Source organism: Paenibacillus sp. alder61, from assembly GCF_020179875.1.
Lineage (GTDB): Bacteria > Bacillota > Bacilli > Paenibacillales > Paenibacillaceae > Fontibacillus > Fontibacillus faecis.
Window position 1 is genome coordinate 53,227 of sequence record NZ_JAIUDG010000025.1, and the last position, 13,645, is coordinate 66,871.

Here is a 13,645-nt window from a genome sequence, read left to right on the forward strand (position 1 = left end):
GGAGGCTCTGTGACATGGATTTGAGTGTCATTCTGATGTCCGTTCAAATGTTTTTTGCTGTAGTAATCGGCTTGTACTTCTGGAACCAGTTGCGCAGTCAAAAGGGAAACCGGACGGCGGTGGACCGCGAATCGCGCAAGGAAATGGAAAAGCTGCGCAAGCTGCGGGCGATTTCGTTGACGAAGCCGCTGGCGGAGCGGACGCGTCCGGCCTCGCTGAACGATATCGTCGGCCAGAAGGATGGTCTTCGCGCCTTGAAGGCGGCGCTGTGCAGCGCTAATCCGCAGCACGTTATCATTTACGGGCCACCGGGTGTAGGCAAGACCGCGGCGGCGCGCGTCGTCATGGAGGAGGCGAAGAAGAATCCGGTTTCCCCTTTCAAAACCGACGCGAAATTTATGGAGATCGACGCCACGATTGCTCGCTTCGATGAACGGGGGATTGCCGATCCGCTGATCGGATCGGTGCATGATCCGATCTATCAAGGGGCCGGGGCGATGGGCGTTGCCGGGATCCCCCAGCCGAAACCCGGGGCCGTCACCAAAGCCCATGGAGGGATTCTGTTCATCGATGAGATCGGTGAACTCCATTCGATTCAGATGAATAAGCTGCTGAAGGTGCTGGAGGACCGTAAGGTCTACCTGGAGAGCGCCTATTACAACTCAGAGGATACCGGGACGCCCGCGTATATTCATGATATTTTTCAAAACGGCCTGCCGGCCGATTTCAGGCTCGTGGGCGCGACAACGCGTTCGCCTCAGGAGATTCCGCCCGCCCTGCGTTCCCGATGTATGGAGATCTATTTCCGGCCGCTGCTGCCGGAGGAGATCGCGCAGATCGCCGACGACGCCGTCAAACGTATCGGGTTTCAGCCTTGTCCGGAAGCGGTGGAGGTGATCAAGAAATACGCCACCAACGGCCGTGAGGCGGTGAACATGGTCCAATTGGCGGCTGGCCTGGCCTTGACGGAGAAGAGGGATCATCTGTTGGCCGCGGATCTGGAATGGGTGGCTACAAGCAGCCAGCTTGTGCCGCGTCCGGATCGGAAAATTCCGGCCCAGCCGGAAATCGGGGTGGTCAACGGACTTGCCGTCTACGGCGCCAATATGGGAACGCTGCTGGAAATCGAAGCGACGGCGGTTCCGGTTGAACCCGGCAAAGGTACCTATAACATCACCGGTGTGGTGGACGAAGAAGAAATCGGCGGGGGCAGCCGCACGCTTCGGCGCAAAAGCATGGCCAAAGGCTCGGTCGAAAATGTGCTGACCGTGCTGAAGCGGATCGGCATCGATCCTTCCGGCTTTGATTTGCACATTAACTTTCCCGGAGGGACACCGATTGACGGGCCTTCCGCCGGGCTTGCGATCGCGACGGCCATCGCTTCGGCGATCAAGCGGATCCCGGTGGATCACCGGGTGGCCATGACGGGGGAGATCGGCATCCACGGCAAGGTGAAGCCGGTCGGCGGCGTGGTCGCCAAGGTGGAGGCCGCTTTTCAGGCCGGGGCGACCACGGTGCTTATTCCGAAAGATAACTGGCAAACTCTGTTCGAAGGCCTGGACGGGTTGCGGGTCATTCCCGTCGAGTCGGTCGGTGAAGTGTTCCGGCATGTCTTCGGCCCCGAAGCGGAGAAGGATTTCGGTTTTATGTCGGGCGGAGAGCTTTTTGCGCCGTTGCCGGCGCCGGCCCCGTTTCTGCATGCCGAGTCACCGCCATCCAACGGTGTGGTCTAGGTTGTTTCCCTGGCGGCTGCCCAAACGGCAGCCGCTCTTCATTGGTGTTTTCATGTAACATTTGTTAAAATAGGAATGATATCTTAACGAGAACGTTTGGAGGTGCGAAAACGATGGGACCCCATAAATCCAGAGGTCGTCGTTTTCCTTTGCTGCCTTTGCGCGGCCTTCTCGTCTACCCGAGTATGGTGCTTCATTTGGACGTAGGCCGGGAAAAGTCGGTGAAGGCGCTGGAGAAGGCGATGGTCGACGACAATTTGATTCTCCTCTGTTCTCAATCCGAAGTGAACATTGAAGAACCGACCCAGGAAGACATTTTTCGTATCGGCACGGTCGCGAAAGTGCGGCAAATGTTGAAACTGCCGAACGGCACCATCCGGGTGCTCGTCGAAGGCATGGAACGGGCCGAGATTGTGGAATATTTGGATAACGAAGAGTATTACGAGGTGATGGCCAAGGAACGGCCGGAAGAGGATACGGCCGATCCGGAAGTCGATGCGCTGATGCGTACGGTACTCACCCAATTCGAACATTATATCAATTTATCGAAGAAGGTTACCCCCGAGACGCTTGCGGCGGTTTCGGACATTGAAGAAGCCGGCCGCCTGGCCGACGTCATTACGAGTCACTTGTCCCTCAAAATCAAAGATAAGCAGGAAATTTTGGAGACGATCGACGTCCGAAAGCGTCTGGAGAAATTGCTCGACATTTTGAATAACGAGCGTGAAGTATTGGAGCTGGAGCGCAAAATCAGCCAGCGCGTCAAGAAGCAGATGGAGAAAACCCAAAAGGAATACTATCTGCGCGAACAGATGAAGGCGATCCAGAAAGAACTTGGCGAAAAGGAAGGACGGGCCGGCGAAGTCGAAGAATTGCGGGCTTTGCTCGAAGAGAAGAACCTGCCGGAGAAAGTCCGCGAGAAGACGCAGAAGGAGATTGACCGGCTCGAGAAAATGCCGGCCAGTTCCGCTGAAGGCGGGGTCATCCGCAATTATGTGGACTGGCTGCTGAGTTTGCCTTGGAACGAGAAGACCGAGGACGATCTGGACTTGACCAAGGCGGAGCAAGTGCTGAACGAAGATCATTACGGGCTCGATAAACCGAAAGAACGCGTTCTGGAGTATTTGGCGGTACAGAAACTGGTGAAGAAGCTCAAGGGACCGATCCTTTGTCTCGTGGGGCCGCCCGGGGTGGGCAAGACTTCGCTCGCCCGCTCGATCGCCAAATCGCTCGGACGCGAATTCGTGCGGATTTCTTTAGGCGGGGTGCGCGATGAAGCGGAGATCCGCGGACACCGCCGGACCTACGTGGGCGCGATGCCGGGACGGATCATCCAGGGGATGAAGACGGCCGGGACGTTGAATCCGGTGTTCTTGCTGGACGAAATCGACAAGATGGCCTCGGATTTCCGCGGAGATCCCTCGTCGGCGCTGCTGGAGGTGCTTGATCCCGAACAGAACAACACGTTCAGCGATCATTTCATCGAGGTTCCTTTCGATTTGTCGAACGTCATGTTCGTAACGACCGCGAATGCGGTCCATAACATCCCGCGCCCGCTTCTGGACCGGATGGAAATGCTCTATATTCCGGGCTATACGGAATTGGAGAAGCTGCAGATCGCCACCCGCTACCTGCTGCCCAAGCAGAAACGGGAGCATGGTCTGGAGCAGGAACAGCTGGAGATAGGGGAAGAGGCGCTTCTCCGCACGATCCGGGAATACACCCGGGAATCGGGGGTGCGGAATCTGGAGCAGCAGGTTGCCGCATTATGCCGGAAAGCCGCGAAAAAAGTCGTATCCGAAGGGCTTCAGGAGATCCGGATCAGCCCCGAGGAGATTAAAGACTATCTTGGCGTGCCCAAATACCGATACGGCGTAGCGGAGCTGGAAGACCAAATCGGTACGGTCACTGGGCTCGCTTGGACGGAAGTTGGCGGCGAGACGCTGGTTATCGAGGTGACCGTCGTGCCCGGAAGCGGCAAACTGACGCTGACCGGGAAGCTCGGCGACGTGATGAAAGAGTCCGCCCAGGCGGCTTTCAGCTATACGCGCTCCAAAGCTTCGGAGCTGGGGATCGCACCCGACTTCCATGAGAAGAACGATATCCATATTCACATTCCCGAAGGGGCGATCCCGAAAGACGGTCCGTCCGCGGGCATTACGATCGCAACCGCGCTGATTTCTGCGTTGACGGGACGGCATGTATCGAAGGATATCGCGATGACCGGAGAAATTACGCTGCGCGGACGCGTATTGCCGATCGGCGGTTTGAAGGAGAAATCGCTGGCCGCCCATCGCGCCGGGTACAAGAAGGTCCTGCTGCCGAAGGACAATGAGCGCGATTTGCGCGACATCCCGGACAGCGTAAAGGAAGACATGGTATTCGTACCCGTATCCCATATGGACCAGGTGCTGGAACATGCGCTTGTGGAGCAGCCGGAAGTGCATTAGAGAGGATTGAAACGATGAAAATAACCAGTGCAGAGTTTGTGATCAGCGCTGTAGGACCCGCGCAATACCCTGAAGACGCCTTGCCGGAGATCGCTCTGGCAGGGCGTTCCAACGTGGGCAAGTCCTCGCTGATCAACCGAATGATCAACCGTAAGAACCTGGCCCGGACGAGCTCGACTCCCGGGAAAACCCAGCATTTGAACTATTACCGGATCAATAACGAGCTGTATTTTGTCGATTTTCCCGGATACGGCTATGCCAAGGTGTCCAAGTCCCAGCGTCAGGTCTGGGGAAATATGATTGAAAAATATTTGCTGGAGCGGGAAACGCTCCGGCTGGTTCTGCTTGTCATCGATTTGCGCCACCCGCCGTCCAAGGATGACGAACTGATGTATGACTGGTTGAAACATTATGACCTGCCCGTCTGCGTGGTGGCGACGAAGGCCGATAAAATTCCAAAGTCCCGCTGGCAGAAGCATCTGAAGGTGATCCGGGAGGCGCTCGTGATGCGCGCGGGCGACCAGATCATCATGTTTTCTTCCGAGGAAGGCATCGGCCGGGACGAGCTGTGGTCCCAAATATCCCGGTTTGCTATGCCGGAGAGCTTGGACGCCCCCGAGAAATGATTTAGTAAAATTTGCTTAAATCGATGGATCAAGAAGGGATTTGGAGAACAATCGGCAGGAAAGTGAGCATGCAGGGGGATTGTTGCGGCTAAAAACGGCTTAATCCGTTTTTTTCTGAAAAATGGCAGGATTTCACGTTTTAATCGCTGAGCAAATGATTAAATGAGTAGTGTATAATTATTTTTAAAGGATTGTTAAAAGAATTGAGGAGATTTTTATGGCTCAGCGGTTAGCCACAGAGTATGTTAATGCCAGTTTGCGTTTGTCGGAAGTTCAGATGTCGCAGTTTATTCACAAAGTGTATGATCCTCACGTCCGCCAGCGGGTTAAGGTGCTGGATAACGGAAGTCAAGAGGTGGTGCTGGAGGATGACAGCGGAGAGGAAGTCCATCTGCCTTTTGACCGCAGAGACGGTTACTATGTCTGTGAATTGTCTTTCCGCTTGGAAAAACCCCATTTGACCAATGTAATGAGACTCCTGTTCGCCGCCTTCAAGGGCTCGGGTATGGTTACCAGAATTTATAACGGATTCATGATGATGTATTATTATCAAGAAGGCCGGGTACGCAAGATCGTGGAGTTTTCCCGCGATTCCTACAAATTGGTGTATGAATTTAAAGATACATTGGGCGAGCTTCAAAGAATTTACCGGAACAATGATGTGGAACGGGAGATCGAAAACATTCATTCCCGCATCAATGCACTGCTCGATCAGCGTATCGTCGCCAAAGAGGCCGCTTCGGTAACCGCAATCGACGATGAACTGCGGGGATATACACGCCGTCTGTTCGTTCTGGAAGCCTGATCCTATGGCCTTGTTTACCAACTACTAAACATCCCATCAATGAATTTCTATGCAGCCCGCGATCCAAGGGGAGACCTTGAATCGCGGGTTTTTCGTTGCTTTTTTTCCGCACCAAATGCCCGGGGGGAGAATAATATTTATCTGTGGTCAAAAAAGTGTTGCATTTGTCTCCGATAGATGGTATTTTTAATCTCGTTGAAAAGAATATAGGAACCAGGATTCACTCAGGACATGGAGATGTTGCGAGAGATTTTTCCCTCGGGAAGTGAATGACGTAGGTCCTAGCGGATGAAATTTTTTCAAACATTTTATTCCTAGGAAGGGGGAACCGAAAGATGGAATATTCAACTTTCGGAAGACACGTTGCTGTTGATACTTGGGGAGTCGATTTTGAGGTACTGAACAACGCAGAGCTGCTGCAAGCTCATATGGTGGAAGCTGCCGAATCTTGCGGAGCCACGGTGCTGTCCGTGCAATCCAAACAGTTCGAACCACAAGGAGCCACGGTGCTTGTTTTACTGTCGGAGAGCCATCTCTCGATTCATACGTATCCTGAGAGAGGATTCGCTGCGATTGATTGTTACACTTGCGGCGAAACTGTAGACCCGCAGCTGGCAATCGATTACCTGGTTTCCGTATTAAAGCCGGAAAAATGCTACGCGAAGAAACTGATTCGCGGTTTGGGCGAGCTAGAGGTCGTGACTCCGGTCGTTAATCAAGCGGAGTTGGTTTAAGACCGATATATTTACTTAGAAAATGGGAAAGATATTATAACCATGGAAGAATTTCCATGGTTATTTATTTTATTAAAATTTTACATTTCATAAATAATTCATAAAAAACTCATGGAAAACCCCAAGTTTGCGCTTACCTCTGTGATATAATTAACATAGTTTGTTTAAGGGAAATGCAGTCACAACTTTCTAAAAGGCAGGTGAACTTGCAATGCACATTGTCGTAGTCGGGTTAAACTATCGGACGGCGCCTGTGGAAGTAAGGGAACGCTTTGCGTTTGCGGATAAGGATATGCCACAAGCGCTGCAGGAGTTGAAACGCACCAAGAGTGTATTGGAAGGCGTCATAATCGCAACCTGCAACCGCACGGAAATATATGTGGTCGTAGACAGGCTGCATATGTGCGGGTATTTTATCCGAAGTTTCATGGAGAAATGGTTTGGCATTCCGCGCGAGGAGTTTACCAAACATTTATATATGTATGAAGATGAGCAAGCTATCCGCCATCTGTTTAGAGTCGCATGCGGCCTGGATTCCATGGTGTTGGGAGAAACGCAAATCCTGGGGCAGGTACGGAGCGCTTTTTTGCTGTCCCAAAGGGAGAAAGGTACCGGAAAGTGGTTTAACATGCTGTTTAAGCAGGCCGTTACCCTGAGCAAACGCGCGCACTCGGAAACCTCGATCGGCGAAAGCGCCGTTTCCGTCAGTTATGCGGCCGTGGAGCTTGGAAAGCGAATCTTCGGCAGCTTTACCGGGAAGCGTGTGCTGATTCTCGGCGCCGGCAAAATGAGCGAATTGACGGCCAAACACCTGAGCGGTGCGGGAGCGGAAGAGGTTATCGTCGCGAATCGCACGTTTGGACGGGCGCAAGAGCTGGCGGCCAAGTTCAACGGCACGCCTTGCTCGATGCAGGAAGCGATGAACCGGCTGACCGAGGTCGATATTTTGATCAGCTCGACCGGGGCCGAAGGATATGTCATTACTCAATCCCAGGTGGCCAAGAGCATGCAGCAGCGTCCGGAGCGGCCGCTGTTCATGATCGATATTGCGGTTCCCCGGGATATCGATCCGTCTATCGGCGAACTGGATCATGTCTTTCTGTATGATATCGATGACCTCGAAGGAATCGTGGAGAGCAATCTGGAAATGCGGCGGGGCGAAGCCGTTAAGATTGAAGAAATGATCGAGGCGGAAATCGAGGCGTTCGGAAACTGGCTGCAAACTTTAGGGGTTAAGCCGGTCATCCGAGCCTTGCAGGAGAAGTCTTCCGCCATTCACGAGACGACGCTGGAGAGCATGTTCAACAAACTGCCGGAGCTGGATGAGCGTCAGCGGAAAGTGATTCGCCGATTGACCAAGAGCATTGTGAATCAGATGATGCATGATCCGATCAACCGGATTAAGGAACTGGCGGGCGAGGAGAAGGGAGCCGAGGCGCTCGACTGGTTTACTCAGATATTCGCGCTGGAAGAACACATCAAAATGTTGGACGAGTCAAGCCTTGAAAGCGGAGCCTCCAAGGAAGTCATGAAGCTATCCGAAGACGAGGCCGCGCCGGCTGCACCTCCCCTCTCCCTGGTACAAGCATCCGTGTAAAAATATGCCCCGAGCCTTCAGTTTGACTTTCGGTTGGATTTGCCGGAACGTTGCGAGGGTTCGGGGTTTCTTGCTGTATTTCGACCCGTTCGCTGGAAAAATGCAAAAGGGTACAGTATGCTATACACAATACGGAAACTTCAGGAAGGGTTACCTTATGACATACTACGTTCCGCTGATGATAAACCTGGAAAACCGCCGATGCGTCATCGTGGGCGGCGGCTCAGTCGCCGAACGAAAAACGGCTTCCCTGATCGATGCGGGCGCGGAGCTCGTGCTGATTAGCCCTGAGGCGACTTCCCCGCTGGAGCAATGGATCGCGGAAGGCCGATTGACCTGGGAGCGGCGCGGTTATCGCGAAGGCGATCTGAAAGGCGCTTTTCTCGTCTTTGCGGCAACCGATCAAGCGGAGGTCAACGACGCCGTGACCGCGGAGGCCCATGCCCTGGGAATTCCCGTAAATCATGCGGGGGAAGGCGGAAAGGGCTCCTTTATTTCGCCGAGCGTCGTCCGGCGGGGTGGGTTGGTATTATGCGTTTCAACCTCCGGGGCGGGCCCGCTGGTGGCGAAAAAGTTAAGCCGGGACCTGGATGCGCATTTCGGCGAGGATTATGAAACGTATGTGGAATTTTTAAGTACGGCCCGAAAAATGATCAAAGAGCGGGAGCCGGACGCGCATCGCAGAGCCGTGCTTTTTAAAGCCTTGGCGGAGATGGATGTGCTTGCATCGATCCGTGAGGGCCGTTTTCAGGCTTGGAATGAAAATAAATGGATCGCTTGGATGGATGAATACCGGGAGGAATGAAGGATGAGACGAACCATTGTGGTAGGAACTAGGCAGAGCCAACTCGCCCTGACGCAAACGGGACAGGTAATCGACGGCTTGAAGGCGATCTGCAGGGATCGGGGACTCCCTTATGATTTCGAGATCAAGAAGATCATAACGAAAGGCGACCGGATTTTGGACGTGACTCTGTCGAAGGTCGGAGGCAAAGGTCTGTTCGTGAAAGAGATTGAGCAGGCGATGCTGGACGGGGAGATCGACCTGGCGGTACATAGCATGAAGGATATGCCCTCCGAGCTTCCCGAAGGGTTGATCAACGGCGCCGTTCCTAAGCGGGTGGATCCCCGGGACGCGCTGATTTCCAAGGGGGGACGCGCGCTCGACGAGCTGCCGCAGGGAGCGAAGGTGGGCACGAGCAGTCTGAGAAGATCGAGCCAGCTTAGCGCCTACCGGCCGGATCTCGTGCTGGAGCCGATTCGCGGCAATATCGATTCCCGGCTGCGCAAGCTGGAGACGGAAGGGTTCGACGCGATTATTTTGGCGGCGGCGGGGCTGTTCCGGATGGGCTGGGAAGACAAAATCACCGCCTATCTTCCGACGGAGGTGTGCCTCCCCGCGGTCGGTCAAGGCGCGCTCGGCATTGAATGCCGGGAGAACGACAAGGAGGTCCGGGAGTTGCTGGCCCTGATCAACGATCCCGAGACCGCGCTGACGGTAGCCGCGGAACGCCGGTTTCTCGGTGTATTGGGAGGAAGCTGTCAGGTGCCTGTGGGCGCTTATGCCGTATTGGGCAAAAGCGTTCCGGGAGGGGGGAGCGATCATGCCCCCGAGATCGTTTTGACCGGGATGGTCGGAGCGCCGGACGGGCGTGTGATCCTGAAAGAAACGATGGCGGGGAATGACCCGGCTCTGCTGGGGCAAGCCGTGGCGGATAAGCTCATTTCCGAAGGAGCGGACGAAATTTTGGCGGCAGCCAGGGAGTGATGGAGATGACGGGGAAAGTATATCTGGTTGGCGCGGGGCCCGGCGATGCCAGGCTGATTACCGTGAAGGGGTTGGAATGCCTGGCGAAGGGGGACGTGATCGTCTACGACCGGCTGGCGAATCCCAGCCTGCTCGGTAAAGCGAAGCGCGGTGCGGAGAAAATCTATGTGGGCAAACGAACGGATCGGCACACGATGAAACAGGAGGACATCAACCAGCTATTGGTGGACCTGGCTTTGACGGGCAAAACGGTGGTGCGCCTGAAGGGCGGGGATCCGACCATTTTCGGGCGCGTCGGGGAGGAAGCCGAGCTGCTGCGCAAGCACGGAATTCCGTATGAGATCGTACCCGGAATCACCGCGGCGATTTCGGTGCCGGCCTATGCCGGCATTCCGGTGACCCACCGCGATATGGCCTCGTCGCTGTCGATCATCACCGGGCATGAAAGCCCGGATAAGCTGGACTTATCCATTCATTGGGAAAAAGTTACGAACGCGACGGGTACGCTGGTGTTTATGATGGGCGTGGCCAAAATCGGATATATCAGCCGGCAGTTGATCAAGCACGGCCGGCTTCCCGAGACCCCGGTAGCGCTCGTGCGCTGGGGAACCCGCGCCGAACAAGAGACGCTGACCGGCACGCTCGCGGATATCGAACAAAAAGTAATGGCGGCGGATTTCAAGCCACCGGCCGTCATCGTGGTGGGCGAGGTCGTAAAGCAGCGGGAACAGCTGATGTGGGCCGAATCCTTGCCGTTGTTCGGCATGCGGATTCTGGTGACCCGTTCCCGCTCCCAGGCGAGCGAGCTGGTCCGCCAAATCGAGGACCTTGGCGGCGAGCCTTACGAATTTCCGGTCATCGACTTCGAAATGCCTTCGGGCGAACCGTTGGCCGCCGCGGAGAAGGCGTTGGAACGTTTGCCGGAATACGATTGGGCGTTTTTTACCAGCGTGAATGGCGTGGAGTTTTTCTTTAACCATTTGGAAAGAATGGGTAAAGACATCCGAGCGCTGCACCACGCCCGAATCGCGGCGGTCGGACCCGCTACGAAAGAGGCGCTGAGACGCTACGGCATCGCGGCGGAGGAGCTCCCCGGACGCTATCAGGCCGAAGGGCTGCTTGAGGCCTTCGGGACGTCGCTGCGGGCCGGACAGAAGGTGCTGCTCCCGCGCGGGGACTTGGCGCGTTCCTGGCTGCCCGCAGCGCTTCGGGACCGGGGGCTTGACGTTACGGAGGCGGTGATGTACGCCACCGTTCCGTTAGGGGACGAGGACGAGGAATTGGCTAAATTGCTCAGGGAGGGCAAGATTCATGCCGTTACCTTTACCAGTTCCTCGACGGTGACGAATCTGCTCGGTGCATTGCGACGCATGGGCTTTGAAGACCCGGCGTCGGCGCTGCAAGGCGCGGCCATCGCCTGCATCGGCCCCGTCACGGCGAAGACGGCCGAGGAGGCGGGGCTTCGGGTAGAGATTCTTGCCGAAGAAGCGACGATTGCCAGCTTGGTGGCCGCCCTGCTTGGCTGGAAGCAAGCCGGCGGCCGCCGAAAGCTGGATTGATTTTTTAAGGGAGGATTGTATTCATGAGTTTTCCGATTGTAAGACACCGCCGGCTGCGGCAATCCGCGGCTATTCGCGGCATGGTGCGCGAAACGGTTTTGACGGTGGATGACTTCATTCAACCGATATTTGTGGCCCACGGCAGCGGGATCAAGAACGAGATTTCTTCGATGCCCGGCGTTTATCATTTTTCTTTGGATACGCTTGAAGAGGAAGTCAAGGAAATCGTCGACCTGGGGATTCCGGCGGTGCTGTTGTTCGGCATTCCGGAAACGAAGGACAGCGTAGGCTCCTCCGCGTTTGACGAGGAAGGTATCGTCCAGCAGGCTACGCGCAAAATCAAAGCGCTGTATCCGGATTTGCTGGTCGTGGCCGATACCTGCCTGTGCGAGTTTACCGATCACGGGCACTGCGGAATGGTCCATACTTTTGAACGGGACGGCCATGTCTGCGGGGATGTCCTGAACGATGAATCGCTGGACCTCCTCGTACGCACCGCGGTCTCCCAAGCCAAAGCCGGCGCGGATATCATCGCGCCATCCAATATGATGGACGGCTTCGTGCAGGCGATTCGCGCCGGGTTGGACGAGGCGGGCTTCAGCCATATTCCGATCATGTCCTATTCGGTGAAATACGCGTCCGCGTTCTACGGGCCATTCCGCGAAGCCGCCGATTCGGCACCGCAGTTCGGCGACCGCAAGACGTATCAGATGGACCCGGCCAACGTGCGTGAAGCGCTAAGAGAAGCGGAATCGGACGTGCTGGAAGGGGCGGACATGCTGATGGTGAAGCCCGCGCTCGCCTTTATGGACGTGCTGCGCCTGCTCCGCGATCAGTTCGATCTGCCGCTTGTGGCATATAACGTCAGCGGGGAGTATTCCATGGTCAAAGCGGCTTCCGAGCGGGGCTGGATCAACGAGCGGGCCATCGTTACGGAGATGCTGCTCGGCATGAAGCGGGCCGGTGCGGATATCATTATCACCTATTTCGCCAAAGACGCCGCACGTTGGCTGCGCGAGGGGAAATAAAACTTATATCAACGGGTGAGGAGAGGTTCTCATGAGTGAAAAGATCGGGCGGCGCAGCGAAACGCGGTCCCACCAGGCGTTTGAGGAAGCAAAAACGGTGATGCCGGGCGGCGTGAACAGTCCTGTTCGCGCTTTTAAATCCGTCGGTCTGACCCCGGTATATGTAGAGCGCGGAGCCGGTTCGCGCATTTACGACATCGACGGTAACGAGTACATCGATTATGTCGGTTCCTGGGGACCGCTGATTATGGGACATGCCCATCCCGAAGTCGTGCGGGCGCTGCAGGAAGCGACGGCCAAGGGCACCAGCTTTGGCGCCCCGACGCTGCTTGAAACGGAGATGGCCAAGCTGGTGGCCGAGCGGGTTCCGTCGATCGACATCGTCCGGATGGTCAGTTCCGGGACGGAAGCGACGATGAGCGCGATCCGTCTGGCCCGCGGCTATACGGGAAGAAACAAGATCATGAAATTCGAGGGCTCTTACCACGGCCATGCGGACAGCCTGCTGATCAAGGCCGGCTCGGGTGTGGCCACACTCGGATTGCCCGACAGCCCCGGGGTGCCGGAAGGCGTGGCCTCCAATACGATTGCGGTGCCGTACAACGATCTGGCTTCCGTCGAGCTGGCGTTTCAGCGCTTCGGCAGCGAGATCGCCGGGGTGATCGTGGAGCCGGTGGCGGGCAACATGGGCGTTGTGCCTCCGCAGCCCGGATTTCTGGAGGGCCTGCGGAAGCTGACGACGGAGCACGGCAGCTTGTTGATTTTTGACGAGGTGATGACCGGGTTCCGGGTTGACCGGCATTGCGCCCAGGGCCGCTTTGGGGTAACGCCGGATCTGACCTGTCTGGGCAAAGTGATCGGCGGCGGATTGCCGGTCGGGGCCTATGGCGGCAAGCGCGAAATTATGGAGCAAATCGCTCCGGTCGGCCCGATTTATCAGGCCGGGACTTTGAGCGGCAACCCGCTGGCCATGACGGCAGGATATACGACGCTTTCGCTGCTTACACCGGAAGTGTACGACCGGCTGGAAATGTTGTCGGCCCGGCTCGAGGCCGGATTTATCGCCAACGCCAAGGAAAAGGGGATTCCGTGCCGGATCAACCGCGTCGGCTCGATGGTATGCCCGTTCTTCACGGAGGCGGAAGTCGTCAATTACGATACGGCGAAGAGCAGCGACCTTGATATGTTCCGGCGGTATTTCGCCGCGATGATCGAGGAAGGCATCAATATCGCGCCGTCGCAGTTCGAGGGCATGTTCGTTTCGGGGGTTCACACCGAGGCGGATATCGACGCGACGATCGAGGCGCACCGCCGTGCGCTGCAAAAGCTGTGAGCGCCAGGGTTT

11 protein-coding genes are annotated in these 13,645 nt (G+C 56.1%); all 11 read left to right on the forward strand.

All coding sequences use genetic code 11. The annotated features are described in order from the left end of the window. The first annotated feature begins 14 nt into the window (after window positions 1–14). The 11 genes from lonB (at window position 15) to hemL (ending at window position 13,633) form a co-directional block, all read left to right on the forward strand. Complete coding sequence (gene lonB, locus LBW89_RS22725) at window positions 15–1,733, forward strand: ATP-dependent protease LonB (protein ID WP_148457258.1); 1,719 nt, start codon at window positions 15–17, stop codon at window positions 1,731–1,733. A gap of 113 nt (window positions 1,734–1,846) precedes the next feature. Then, the gene (gene lon / locus LBW89_RS22730; RefSeq protein WP_148457260.1) at window positions 1,847–4,183 is read left to right on the forward strand and encodes an endopeptidase La; all 2,337 of its coding nucleotides are present in this window, start codon (window positions 1,847–1,849) and stop codon (window positions 4,181–4,183) included. A 14-nt stretch (window positions 4,184–4,197) separates the two neighbouring features. Continuing rightward, window positions 4,198–4,809: a ribosome biogenesis GTP-binding protein YihA/YsxC gene (yihA, locus tag LBW89_RS22735; protein WP_148457261.1), complete on the forward strand. Its 612-nt coding sequence runs from the start codon at window positions 4,198–4,200 to the stop codon at window positions 4,807–4,809. 217 nt (window positions 4,810–5,026) lie between these two features. Beyond that, window positions 5,027–5,614, forward strand: coding sequence for a non-ribosomal peptide synthetase module (locus LBW89_RS22740; RefSeq protein WP_148457263.1), 588 nt, complete (start codon window positions 5,027–5,029; stop codon window positions 5,612–5,614). 335 nt (window positions 5,615–5,949) lie between these two features. Further along, on the forward strand, window positions 5,950–6,348 hold the full coding sequence (gene speD / locus LBW89_RS22745; protein ID WP_148457265.1) for an adenosylmethionine decarboxylase: 399 nt from the start codon (window positions 5,950–5,952) through the stop codon (window positions 6,346–6,348). 211 nt (window positions 6,349–6,559) lie between these two features. Further along, window positions 6,560–7,945 (forward strand): glutamyl-tRNA reductase, encoded by a 1,386-nt coding sequence (gene hemA / locus LBW89_RS22750; RefSeq protein ID WP_148457267.1) that lies wholly within the window; start codon window positions 6,560–6,562, stop codon window positions 7,943–7,945. Window positions 7,946–8,102: 157 nt separating this feature from the next. Further along, window positions 8,103–8,750, forward strand: a complete 648-nt coding sequence (locus LBW89_RS22755) for a bifunctional precorrin-2 dehydrogenase/sirohydrochlorin ferrochelatase (RefSeq protein ID WP_148457270.1) — start codon at window positions 8,103–8,105, stop codon at window positions 8,748–8,750. A 3-nt stretch (window positions 8,751–8,753) separates the two neighbouring features. Next, window positions 8,754–9,713, forward strand: coding sequence for a hydroxymethylbilane synthase (hemC, locus tag LBW89_RS22760; protein WP_148457272.1), 960 nt, complete (start codon window positions 8,754–8,756; stop codon window positions 9,711–9,713). Between the two features lie 5 nt (window positions 9,714–9,718). Next, window positions 9,719–11,272 (forward strand): uroporphyrinogen-III C-methyltransferase, encoded by a 1,554-nt coding sequence (gene cobA, locus LBW89_RS22765; protein ID WP_148457274.1) that lies wholly within the window; start codon window positions 9,719–9,721, stop codon window positions 11,270–11,272. A 23-nt stretch (window positions 11,273–11,295) separates the two neighbouring features. Further along, window positions 11,296–12,300 carry a porphobilinogen synthase gene (hemB, locus tag LBW89_RS22770; RefSeq protein WP_148457276.1) on the forward strand — a complete coding sequence of 335 codons (1,005 nt, stop codon included), beginning with the start codon at window positions 11,296–11,298 and terminating at the stop codon, window positions 12,298–12,300. Window positions 12,301–12,331: 31 nt separating this feature from the next. Further along, on the forward strand, window positions 12,332–13,633 hold the full coding sequence (gene hemL / locus LBW89_RS22775) for a glutamate-1-semialdehyde 2,1-aminomutase (protein WP_148457278.1): 1,302 nt from the start codon (window positions 12,332–12,334) through the stop codon (window positions 13,631–13,633). The last annotated feature ends 12 nt before the right edge of the window (window positions 13,634–13,645 follow it).

Excerpts from the sequence above, each read along its gene's own strand:
- lonB (WP_148457258.1), top strand. The coding sequence starts at position 15 with ATGGATTTGAGTGTCATTCTGATGTCCGTTCAAATGTTTTTTGCTGTA.
- lon (WP_148457260.1), top strand. The coding sequence starts at position 1,847 with ATGGGACCCCATAAATCCAGAGGTCGTCGTTTTCCTTTGCTGCCTTTG.
- yihA (WP_148457261.1), top strand. The coding sequence starts at position 4,198 with ATGAAAATAACCAGTGCAGAGTTTGTGATCAGCGCTGTAGGACCCGCG.
- LBW89_RS22740 (WP_148457263.1), top strand. The coding sequence starts at position 5,027 with ATGGCTCAGCGGTTAGCCACAGAGTATGTTAATGCCAGTTTGCGTTTG.
- speD (WP_148457265.1), top strand. The coding sequence starts at position 5,950 with ATGGAATATTCAACTTTCGGAAGACACGTTGCTGTTGATACTTGGGGA.
- hemA (WP_148457267.1), top strand. The coding sequence starts at position 6,560 with ATGCACATTGTCGTAGTCGGGTTAAACTATCGGACGGCGCCTGTGGAA.
- LBW89_RS22755 (WP_148457270.1), top strand. The coding sequence starts at position 8,103 with ATGACATACTACGTTCCGCTGATGATAAACCTGGAAAACCGCCGATGC.
- hemC (WP_148457272.1), top strand. The coding sequence starts at position 8,754 with ATGAGACGAACCATTGTGGTAGGAACTAGGCAGAGCCAACTCGCCCTG.
- cobA (WP_148457274.1), top strand. The coding sequence starts at position 9,719 with ATGACGGGGAAAGTATATCTGGTTGGCGCGGGGCCCGGCGATGCCAGG.
- hemB (WP_148457276.1), top strand. The coding sequence starts at position 11,296 with ATGAGTTTTCCGATTGTAAGACACCGCCGGCTGCGGCAATCCGCGGCT.
- hemL (WP_148457278.1), top strand. The coding sequence starts at position 12,332 with ATGAGTGAAAAGATCGGGCGGCGCAGCGAAACGCGGTCCCACCAGGCG.